10 protein-coding genes and 1 pseudogene are annotated in these 9,498 nt (G+C 54.1%); 7 read left to right on the forward strand and 4 right to left on the reverse strand.

Annotated elements, in window-relative coordinates; all coding sequences use genetic code 11:
- The first annotated feature begins 303 nt into the window (after positions 1-303).
- The 5 genes from rpmH (at position 304) to mnmE (ending at position 4,144) form a co-directional block, all read left to right on the forward strand.
- Positions 304-444, forward strand: coding sequence for a 50S ribosomal protein L34 (gene rpmH / locus RTK32_RS13825; RefSeq protein WP_003849659.1), 141 nt, complete (start codon positions 304-306; stop codon positions 442-444).
- 17 nt (positions 445-461) lie between these two features.
- Entirely contained in the window at positions 462-821 is a 360-nt protein-coding gene (rnpA, locus tag RTK32_RS13830) for a ribonuclease P protein component (protein WP_312044892.1), read from the forward strand.
- Positions 785-1,033 carry a membrane protein insertion efficiency factor YidD gene (yidD, locus tag RTK32_RS13835; protein ID WP_125289197.1) on the forward strand — a complete coding sequence of 83 codons (249 nt, stop codon included), beginning with the start codon at positions 785-787 and terminating at the stop codon, positions 1,031-1,033. The genes rnpA and yidD overlap by 37 nt, the downstream gene beginning before the upstream one ends.
- Before the next feature lie 11 nt (positions 1,034-1,044).
- Positions 1,045-2,688, forward strand: coding sequence for a membrane protein insertase YidC (gene yidC, locus RTK32_RS13840; RefSeq protein ID WP_312044894.1), 1,644 nt, complete (start codon positions 1,045-1,047; stop codon positions 2,686-2,688).
- A 91-nt stretch (positions 2,689-2,779) separates the two neighbouring features.
- Positions 2,780-4,144: a tRNA uridine-5-carboxymethylaminomethyl(34) synthesis GTPase MnmE gene (mnmE, locus tag RTK32_RS13845; protein ID WP_312044896.1), complete on the forward strand. Its 1,365-nt coding sequence runs from the start codon at positions 2,780-2,782 to the stop codon at positions 4,142-4,144.
- 36 nt (positions 4,145-4,180) lie between these two features.
- On the opposite strand, the pseudogene RTK32_RS13850 reads toward mnmE, so the two are convergent.
- A pseudogene (locus RTK32_RS13850) lies at positions 4,181-4,396 on the reverse strand (ATP-binding cassette domain-containing protein); the annotation flags it as partial.
- Between the two features lie 526 nt (positions 4,397-4,922).
- Positions 4,923-5,477 carry a biotin/lipoyl-binding protein gene (locus RTK32_RS13855; protein ID WP_312044898.1) on the reverse strand — a complete coding sequence of 185 codons (555 nt, stop codon included), beginning with the start codon at positions 5,475-5,477 and terminating at the stop codon, positions 4,923-4,925.
- A 436-nt stretch (positions 5,478-5,913) separates the two neighbouring features.
- Between RTK32_RS13855 and RTK32_RS13860 the strand changes: the two genes are divergently transcribed.
- Positions 5,914-6,645 carry a 4'-phosphopantetheinyl transferase superfamily protein gene (locus tag RTK32_RS13860; protein ID WP_312044899.1) on the forward strand — a complete coding sequence of 244 codons (732 nt, stop codon included), beginning with the start codon at positions 5,914-5,916 and terminating at the stop codon, positions 6,643-6,645.
- A 36-nt stretch (positions 6,646-6,681) separates the two neighbouring features.
- Here RTK32_RS13860 and RTK32_RS13865 read toward each other — a convergent pair whose 3' ends face one another.
- Entirely contained in the window at positions 6,682-7,995 is a 1,314-nt protein-coding gene (locus RTK32_RS13865; RefSeq protein ID WP_312044901.1) for an NCS2 family permease, read from the reverse strand.
- A gap of 206 nt (positions 7,996-8,201) precedes the next feature.
- Between RTK32_RS13865 and yieH the strand changes: the two genes are divergently transcribed.
- Entirely contained in the window at positions 8,202-8,867 is a 666-nt protein-coding gene (gene yieH, locus RTK32_RS13870; protein ID WP_312044903.1) for a 6-phosphogluconate phosphatase, read from the forward strand.
- Between the two features lie 150 nt (positions 8,868-9,017).
- Here the strand turns inward: yieH and RTK32_RS13875 are convergent.
- A partial coding sequence (locus RTK32_RS13875) for an MFS transporter (RefSeq protein WP_312044905.1) occupies positions 9,018-9,498 on the reverse strand: 481 nt, incomplete at its 5' end.

Genomic DNA, 9,498 nt, shown 5'->3' on the forward strand with positions numbered 1-9,498 from the left:
CGTCACGTTATTTATGCAACGCGCTTGCAATAAGATCGGCGGAAGATCCTGAACGATCCTTGCGCTTTACGCCAGAGGCCGTATAATTCGTGCCCCGGCGTGTTGCGCTCTGGCCCGTACCGGCTGGTTTTGCGGTCGAACGGGATACCAGACGCGCCTTTAAAAGCGAAGTAAATTGACTCCGGACTGTACAATTATTACAATCCCGCCTCTTTATTAAAGATACACTGAGGCGCCGGTCGGTTTTCGAACCTTTCAAGCGCGTCACTAAGTGAAATTTTCCAAGTTTAGGTAGAAATCGCCATGAAACGCACTTTTCAACCGTCCGTACTGAAGCGCAACCGTTCACATGGTTTCCGTGCTCGTATGGCAACAAAAAATGGTCGTCAGGTTCTGGCACGTCGTCGTGCTAAAGGCCGTTCACGTCTGACCGTTTCTAAGTAATAAAAGCTTACCCCTGAGTGGTTAAGCTCGCATTTCCCAGGGAGTTACGTTTGTTAACTCCCACTCATTTCACTTTCGTCTTCCAGCAGCCACAAAGAGCCGGTACGCCGCAAATCACCATACTCGGCCGCCTTAACTCGCTGGGGCATCCCCGCATCGGTCTTACCGTCGCCAAAAAACATGTTAAGCGCGCGCATGAACGCAACCGGATCAAGCGATTGACCCGCGAAAGCTTTCGTCTGCGTCAGCACGACCTGCCCGCTATGGATTTTGTAGTGGTGGCGAAAAAAGGCGTGGCCGATCTGGATAACCTTGCGCTGATGGAAGCGTTGGAGAAGATGTGGCGTCGTCACTGTCGCCTGGCTCGCGGCTCCTGATTGCGCTGATCCGCGTTTATCAACGCGCGATCAGTCCGCTCTTAGGACCCCACTGTCGTTTCCACCCAACCTGTTCGCAATACGGTATTGAGGCATTGCGCAGGTTTGGTGTGGTAAAAGGCAGTTGGTTGACGATGAAACGCGTATTAAAATGCCACCCTTTGAACCCGGGTGGCGACGATCCGGTGCCGCCAAAAACCGACGATAACTGAGAACATTAACGATGGATTCGCAACGCAATCTTTTTCTCATCGCTTTTCTGTTCGTGTCTTTTATGATCTGGCAGACCTGGCAAACGGACCATGCTCCGCAGCCACAGCAAACCCAGACCACACAAAACACGACAGCAGCCGGTGATGCCGCAAACCAGGGTGTACCCGCCAGCGGCCAGGGCAAAACGATCACCGTTAAGACTGACGTCCTGTCTTTACAGATCAATACTCGCGGTGGCGATATTGAGCAGGCACAGCTGCTGACTTACCCGGACAAACTGGGTTCTTCACAGCCTTTCCAGCTACTGGAAACCTCGCCAGGCTTTCTCTATCAGGCGCAGAGCGGCCTGACCGGACGCAACGGCCCGGATAACCCGGCCAACGGCGCACGTCCGCTTTACACCACGACTCAGGACAGTTTTGAGCTGGCCGATGGCGCAAGCGAGCTGCGTATTCCAATGACCTTTACGGCGGAAAACGGCGCGACCTACACCAAAACGTTCGTGCTGAAGCGCGGCGAGTTTGCCATTAACGTCGATTACCAGATCAACAACACCACCCAGCAGCCGCTGGAACTGGCGATGTTCGGTCAGCTGAAGCAGACTATCGATCTGCCTAAGCATCGCGATACCGGCAGCAATAATTTTGCGTTGCATACCTTCCGTGGCGCGGCTTACTCCAGCAGCGAAAGCAACTACGAGAAGTACAAGTTCGACAAAATCAGCGATAACGAAAACCTGAGCGTCAACACCAACAACGGTTGGGTCGCGATGCTGCAGCAGTACTTCGCTACCGCCTGGGTACCGCGTACCAACGGGGCTAACACGCTCTATACCAGCAATCTGGGTAACGGCATTGCGGCAGTAGGTTACAAATCTACGCCGGTTTCCGTAGCGCCAGGCGCACAGCAGAATCTGAATGCCACGCTGTGGGTTGGCCCGGAAATTCAGGATAAAATGGCGGCTATCGCTCCGCACCTGGATCTGACCGTGGATTACGGTTGGCTGTGGTTTATCTCTCAGCCGCTGTTTAAGCTGCTGAAATTCCTGCACAGCTTTATCGGTAACTGGGGCTTCTCCATTATCGTGATCACCTTTATCGTGCGCGGCATCATGTACCCGCTGACCAAAGCGCAGTACACCTCGATGGCTAAAATGCGTATGCTGCAGCCGAAAATCCAGGCAATGCGTGAACGTCTTGGTGAAGACAAGCAGCGCATGAGTCAGGAGATGATGGCGCTGTATAAAGCAGAGAAGGTGAATCCGCTGGGCGGCTGTCTGCCGCTGGTTATCCAGATGCCGATCTTCCTGGCGCTGTACTATATGCTGATGGGTTCTATCGAGCTGCGTCATGCGCCGTTCGCGTTGTGGATCCATGACCTTTCAGCTCAGGACCCGTACTATATCCTGCCGATCCTGATGGGCATGACGATGTTCTTCATTCAGAAAATGTCGCCTACCACCGTGACCGACCCGATGCAGCAGAAGATCATGACCTTTATGCCGGTCATCTTCACCGTGTTCTTCCTGTGGTTCCCGTCTGGTCTGGTGCTGTACTACATCGTCAGCAACCTGGTGACCATTCTGCAGCAGCAGCTGATTTACCGCGGGCTGGAAAAACGCGGTCTGCACAGCCGCGACAAGAAAAAAGCGTAAACGACCTGCCGTCGCCAACGGCGCGGACAATCGTTATCATAAGGCGGTCAACAGACCGCCTTATTTTTTTGTCTTAAAAAGAGAGTCGAACATGAGTCATAGCGAGACTATCGTCGCCCAGGCGACGCCGCCAGGCCGCGGTGGCGTGGGTATTCTGCGCGTTTCCGGCCCGAAAGCCACCGAGGTGGCCCACGCGCTGTTGGGCAAACTGCCGAAGCCCCGCTACGCCGACTATCTGCCCTTTCGTGACGCCGATAACGCCACGCTGGATCAGGGAATTGCGCTGTGGTTTCCCGGCCCGAATTCTTTTACCGGCGAAGACGTGCTGGAGCTGCAAGGCCACGGCGGCCCGGTCATTCTGGATCTGCTGCTGAAGCGCATTGTGGCTATTCCTGGCGTGCGTATCGCTCGCCCCGGCGAGTTTTCCGAGCGCGCCTTCCTGAACGACAAGCTCGATCTGGCGCAGGCAGAGGCTATTGCCGATCTGATTGATGCCAGTTCGGAACAGGCAGCTCGTTCGGCGCTGAACTCCCTCCAGGGCGCTTTTTCGCTGCGCGTTAACACGCTTGTGGAAGCACTTACTCACCTGCGAATCTATGTAGAAGCGGCGATTGATTTTCCGGATGAGGAAATAGACTTCCTGTCAGACGGCAGAATCGAAGCCCAGCTGAATCAGGTGATAGCCGACCTGGACGGCGTACGCGCCGAGGCGCGTCAGGGCAGCCTGCTGCGTGAAGGCATGAAAGTGGTCATTGCGGGCCGCCCCAACGCCGGGAAATCGAGCCTGCTGAACGCGCTGGCGGGGCGCGAAGCTGCTATCGTCACCGATATTGCCGGCACCACGCGCGACGTGCTGCGTGAACATATTCATATCGACGGTATGCCGCTGCATATTATCGATACCGCCGGCCTGCGCGAAGCCAGCGATGAGGTAGAAAGGATCGGTATTGAGCGTGCCTGGCATGAAATCGAGCAGGCCGACCGCGTGCTGTTTATGGTTGACGGCACCACCACGGGCGCGACGGAACCGGCGGAAATCTGGCCGGACTTTATTGCTCGTCTGCCGGCCAGCCTGCCGATTACCGTGGTGCGCAATAAAGCGGATGTCACGGGCGAAACGCTGGGGCTAACGCAAGTGAACGATCACTCACTTATTCGCCTTTCCGCGCGTACCGGTGAAGGCATTGAGGTTCTGCGCGAGCACCTTAAAGAAACGATGGGCTTTGCAGGCAATACCGAAGGCGGCTTCCTGGCGCGCCGTCGCCATCTTCAGGCACTGGAGTTAGCGGCCGTTCACTTACTTCAGGGGAAAGAGCAGCTGCTGGGCGCGAAAGCGGGCGAGCTGCTGGCAGAAGAGCTGCGCGTCGCGCAGCAGGCGTTGAGCGAAATCACCGGCGAGTTTACCTCCGACGATCTGCTGGGACGCATTTTCTCCAGTTTTTGTATCGGCAAGTAAAGGTTCCCGCGCCCTGCTTTCCCACAGGGCGCGATTTTACAGTTCAATCACCCTGTCCGCGCTGGCGATAGTTGAAGGCCGGAGTGCGATAAAGATGCGGGTGATGTTCAGCGCCGCTACGGAGGCGTTGATATGCGCCTCGTTAGCCAGATCCAGATGGCTGGTCGCTTCATCCAGAAACAGGATATTGGGCCGTCGGTATAAGGCCCGCGCAATCAACAGGCGCTGCTTCTGCCCACCGGAAAGCGCCAGCGGCCTGCCGTGGTCAATGAACCGGCTCTCTTCAAGCGCGACGATGACCTTGTAATAAGGTTCAATCACGCCGTCAGTACGAGGAAGCGTGTTGTATTTGCCCATCTCCTGATAAGAGGCGGGCACATTAGAAACAGACAGGATACGGCCCGGAAACTGATCATCCTTCTCGTAGGGAAAGGGTTCATAGCGCAAGTTAATGGCGTCGCCAGGATAGATATAGGGCAGACTGGTAGTATTTTGGGTAGCCACAGCATCAGGTAGTAACGGGTGCTGCTGGCAGGCGTTAGTTGGGCCAGACTGTCGCCAGCGCCCACCATCAGCCCTTCCGTCACGCTCATATTTTCGATTTTGCCCTCACTGGGGCGAGGATCAACAGTGTGCCGCTGGCATCTCCTTCTGCGAGCTGACGCATCAGATCGCTGCGCCTGATACTGCGAAATCTGGTTATCATGCTCAATGCCTTTGGTGATCGATTCGCTTTCCAGCTTACTGATTTGCAAAGACGCCTGGATTGCCTGGGTGTTCAGGCTTTGCCAGGCGTTCTGCTGCTGATAAAAAAGTAGCGCTGGTTCGCAAACTGCTCTTTGCTAATGAGTCCCTTACATAAATAGTCACCGTAATTCGTCATGCTTTTCCGCATTTCCTTCAGGCCCTTTGCGGCATCATAAATCAGCTTCTGTGATTTTTGATGGGCTACACGGTACTGTTCCAACTGATGCTGCAAATTCTTTAGCGCGATCGCTTTGTTTTGAAGCCGGGAAATAATCGTTTCCGATAGCGTAATCTGCTGATTAATCGCTTCGACTGAACGCGCGCTGACATTACCGGTTGAGCTAATGCGACTGACATCAATTTGATAAAGGCGATCGCCCTTTTTTACGCGCTGGCCATTTTCAGCCCAGGCTTTAGTAATAATCCCCTGCTGTGGTGCAAACAGGGTGATAGCGTGCGGTAATGAGATGATTTCACCGTTAACGTTAATCGTGAACGTGCCGTAAAGGATAAAGGTCAGTAGCAGAGTAAAAAACAGTATCGACGCCAGAGCGACGGCCCAGGCCGGACAGGCGGAGGTTAGCAAAGCTTTCCCCAACCATTTCGTCTGCAAATATTGAACCGCTTCCCTGCAAAATAACGGTTTGTTTTCCCTAACATTATTAATAATTAATAAAATCCATCACCCATGAGTGGCAGAGAAAGTTACACTATTCCCCTTCCAGGGATCAACTTCAATTTATAATTAAAAATAGCTTTTCAGATTTATTGACACCTTACACTATTATTAAGAGTAAGGTGTGATCTCTTCCAGCTCGGACAAAGTAATATTACAGGGAAGCATTCAAATTAAAACAGACTAATAAATACATTAAAAATTAATAAAATTCATTCTCGAACTCGGTCTTTCCACCGTTAATATTTATCCTGCTTTAGTGGGAAATGGCTAAAATTATCTGTCATTTGCCAGTAAATTTCTTACAATAATAAAGAGCGTTCACTCTTTTTTCACGGAGCGACAGATGGGCAGCCATTTTGCACGCTGGATCCTGACAGATATTTCTCCCCCGCAGCGCCAACTTTCTCAACAGACAATAGAGAGCGCCAGAAAATTGCCGGAAAGACGGCAAACGCGCTTCCTGACGGCCCGCATGCTGCTGGCGGAAATGCTGCTGCACCTTTATGGTATTGCGCCACTGCCTGAAATTCGGCTGTCACCAAACGGGCGTCCCCACTTTGCCGATCCACAGCTGCCCGATTTTAGCATCGCCTATGCGAGCAATATTGTTGGCGTCCTGCTGGCCGGGGAGGATGGCGGTGTCGGGTTAGACATGGAGATAGTGCGCGCGCACAGCCGACAGGCACTGGAACAGTATTCGCGTGAAATTTCGCCGGCTGAAAAGGCCTGGGTTCAGGCACAAACCGATCCGGACGAGGCAGCAACCCAGCTCTGGACGATACGTCAAAGCATACTGAAACTAACCGATAACCCGGAAAAAGAGTCGTTAAGGCTACATCCTGCTGCCGGACGATTACGTTCGCTTCTGCAGCCGCAAATAGAAGCCTTTTCCGATGTGGAACCGCTGATTATCTGGTCCTGCGCCCATTCTCATGGTTGTGACCGGCTCTCGCTGTGGGAAGTGGACGATGCGGGCTGGAAAGGGTTGCAGACTGTCCCGGCAGGTGGGCACACGACAGGGTCGCGAGCGCTCCGACTGGTCAGCCTGCCGCCGGGAAAAGCCATGACGCTTTAGCCCAGCCAAAAAAAACGGGCCAGCGGCCCGTTCAGATCAGTGCGCGTCGATAAAGACGATTTTTAACACGAACAGGATGGCCACCACGATGACGCACGGCGAAATTTCGCGCCAGCGGCCGGTGCCCAGTTTCATCACGCAGTAAGAAATAAAGCCCAGCGCAATACCCTCGGTAATGGAAAAACTGAAAGGCATCATTACGGTGGTGACAAAGGCCGGAACCGCCTCGGTCAGATCGTCCCACTTCACGCGCGCCAGGCTGGAAGTCATCAGCACGCCCACATAAATCAGCGCGCCAGCCGCGGCATAAGCAGGCACCATGCCCGCCAGCGGCGACAGGAACATCACCAGCAGGAACAGCAAGCCTGTCACAACGGCCACCAGCCCGGTGCGTCCACCAATAGAAACGCCGGAAGAGCTTTCAATATAGGCGGTAACGGAAGAGGTGCCGATATAAGCGCCTGCAACCGAACTGATACTGTCAACGTAAAGCGCCTGTTTCATGCGTGGAAACGTGCCTTTTTCGTCGGTCAGCCCGGCTTTGTCCGTCACGCCAATCAGCGTGCCGGAAGAGTCAAACAGGTTTACCAGCATAAAGGAGAAGATAATCCCCGCCATGCCGATATTCAGCGAACCTTTAAGGTCGACCTCGCCCAGAATGGACGTCATCCCCGCAGGCATAGAAAACACGCCGTTGAACTTCACGTCACCCAGTGCCAGACCGATCAGCGTGGTAACCACAATAGAAACCAGCACCGCAATATGAATATTGCGCGAGGCCAGCACGGCGATAATAAAGAAGCCTAAAGCCCCAAGCAGCACGCTATGCGAGGTTAAATCCCCTACGGCCACCAGCGTCTCTTTGTTCGCCACCACGATACCGGCATTCTTCAGACCAATCATCGCGATAAACAGGCCGATACCGGCGGTAATGCCCACGCGCAGGCTGACCGGAATATTGGAAATCATCCAGTAGCGCACCCGGAAAATGGTCAGCAGCAGCAGCCCTACGGCACCCCAGAAGATAGCGCCCATGCCGGTCTGCCAGGAAACACCCATCGCGCCGACCACGACAAAAGCAAAAAAGGCATTCAGGCCCATGGCGGGGGCGAGCGCTACCGGCAGGTTGGCGACAAGCCCCATCAGAATACTGCCTCCGGCGGCGATCAGGCAGGTCGTCACGAATACCGCTTGCGTATTCATGCCGGCTACGCCGAGGATCTGCGGATTCACGAAAACGATATAGACCATGGTCAGGAAGGTGGTAAAACCGGCAATCACTTCCGTTCGCACCGTCGTGCCGTGTTCCTGTAGTTTGAAGATCCGCTGCAGTAGACCTGAGTTGTTCATATAAGATTCCAAAACGGAGAAAAGTTATCGTCGGCTATCCTAAACGATAAATTTTAATTTGCCAGACGGCATCAGGGTTTTTTCGCAACCGATTGCGCCTGGTTAACCCTGCGTTCACTGCCGTTAACGGAAATTTCATCTTTCCGGTCGCGTTTTCCCTTTCGGCGGGTAAAGTAAAAGCACGCCCCTTCGTTAAGGATGAACCCATGTCTGTTAGCTGTATCTTTTTTGACTGTGACGGCACGCTGGTGGATAGCGAGCTGCTCTGTACCCAGGCTTACGTCAATACGTTTGCACGCTATGGTGTCGGGCTATCCCTGCAGGAAATGTTTGAAAAGTATAAGGGTGTAAAGCTCTATGACATTATTGCCGATGTAACCGCCGCTTACGATCTCAGTGCCAGCGTCGAAGAGCTGGAACCGGCTTACCGCCAGGAAGTAGCACGCCTTTTTGAGGAACAGCTACAACCTGTTGCGGGTGCAAAAGCTCTGTTGGAGCAGATTAACGTGCCCATGTGCGTGGTCTCGAATGGCACCGTACCGAAAATGCAGCATTCACTGGGGCTGACCGGCATGCTCGACTATTTTGATGACCGGTTGTACAGCGGCTATACAATTTCACGCTGGAAGCCCGATCCGGCGCTGATGGCGTATGCGGCAGAACAGATGGGCATCCCGCTGGAGCAGTGCATCCTTGTAGATGATTCCGAAGCGGGCGCCAAAGCTGGCATCGCGGCGGGCATCCCGGTGTTCTACTACTGCGCGGATGCCCACAATAAGCCGCTGGATCATCCGCTGGTCACGTCTTTTGAGGATATGGCGCAGTTGCCCGAGCTGTGGCGGCAGAAAGGCTGGCAGCTAACCCGCCGATAAAGCCTGAGCCTGTAAAGCCGGGTAATCCCGGCCGGGCTGTTGAACCCGGCGGTTTTTGCTGGCTTCCCGTATCGGTAAGTCAGCCACGCCAGAAAACAGCCGCTATTTTGCACGTGCGCCCGGCATGGTACCGGTCGTTCCCTTGCCCGATTAGCCGATCGCGCCCAGCGAATCCTCACTGCCCTGCGTCTTAGGCAGTAAAAACAGCGTGGCAAAAATATCCAGCAGATAGATCAGAGCCAATAGCGTGATCGCCGCCGTAAAGGAGAACTGCATCGCCAGCAGCCCGATAACCAGTGGGCCAAAACCGCCAACACCCCGCCCCAAATTAAATAAAACATTCTGCGCCGTCGCACGAACCTGCACGGGATAGGTATCAGAAATCAGTGCGCCGTAGCCACCAATCATGCCGTTAACGAACATCCCCATCACTGCGCCGGTAAATAGCATCACCGTGGGATCGCGCAGTTGTGCATAGAGGATCACCATCGCCACCGCACCAGTCTGGTAAATCAGGAAGATTTTCCAGCGGGCAAAGCGATCGGCCAGCACGCCGAACAGCCAGATGCCAAAGGTCATGCCCACCACGGTCACTGCCGTCCATAGCCCGGATTTAGTCAGTGAAAAACCA

Origin of the sequence: Erwinia sp., from assembly GCF_031978025.1 — a bacterium.
GTDB lineage: Bacteria > Pseudomonadota > Gammaproteobacteria > Enterobacterales > Enterobacteriaceae > Erwinia.

Coding starts and splice junctions, on each gene's coding strand:
- rpmH (WP_003849659.1), top strand. CDS start 304: ATGAAACGCACTTTTCAACCGTCCGTACTGAAGCGCAACCGTTCACAT.
- yidC (WP_312044894.1), top strand. CDS start 1,045: ATGGATTCGCAACGCAATCTTTTTCTCATCGCTTTTCTGTTCGTGTCT.
- mnmE (WP_312044896.1), top strand. CDS start 2,780: ATGAGTCATAGCGAGACTATCGTCGCCCAGGCGACGCCGCCAGGCCGC.
- RTK32_RS13860 (WP_312044899.1), top strand. CDS start 5,914: ATGGGCAGCCATTTTGCACGCTGGATCCTGACAGATATTTCTCCCCCG.
- RTK32_RS13865 (WP_312044901.1), bottom strand. CDS start 7,995: ATGAACAACTCAGGTCTACTGCAGCGGATCTTCAAACTACAGGAACAC.
- yieH (WP_312044903.1), top strand. CDS start 8,202: ATGTCTGTTAGCTGTATCTTTTTTGACTGTGACGGCACGCTGGTGGAT.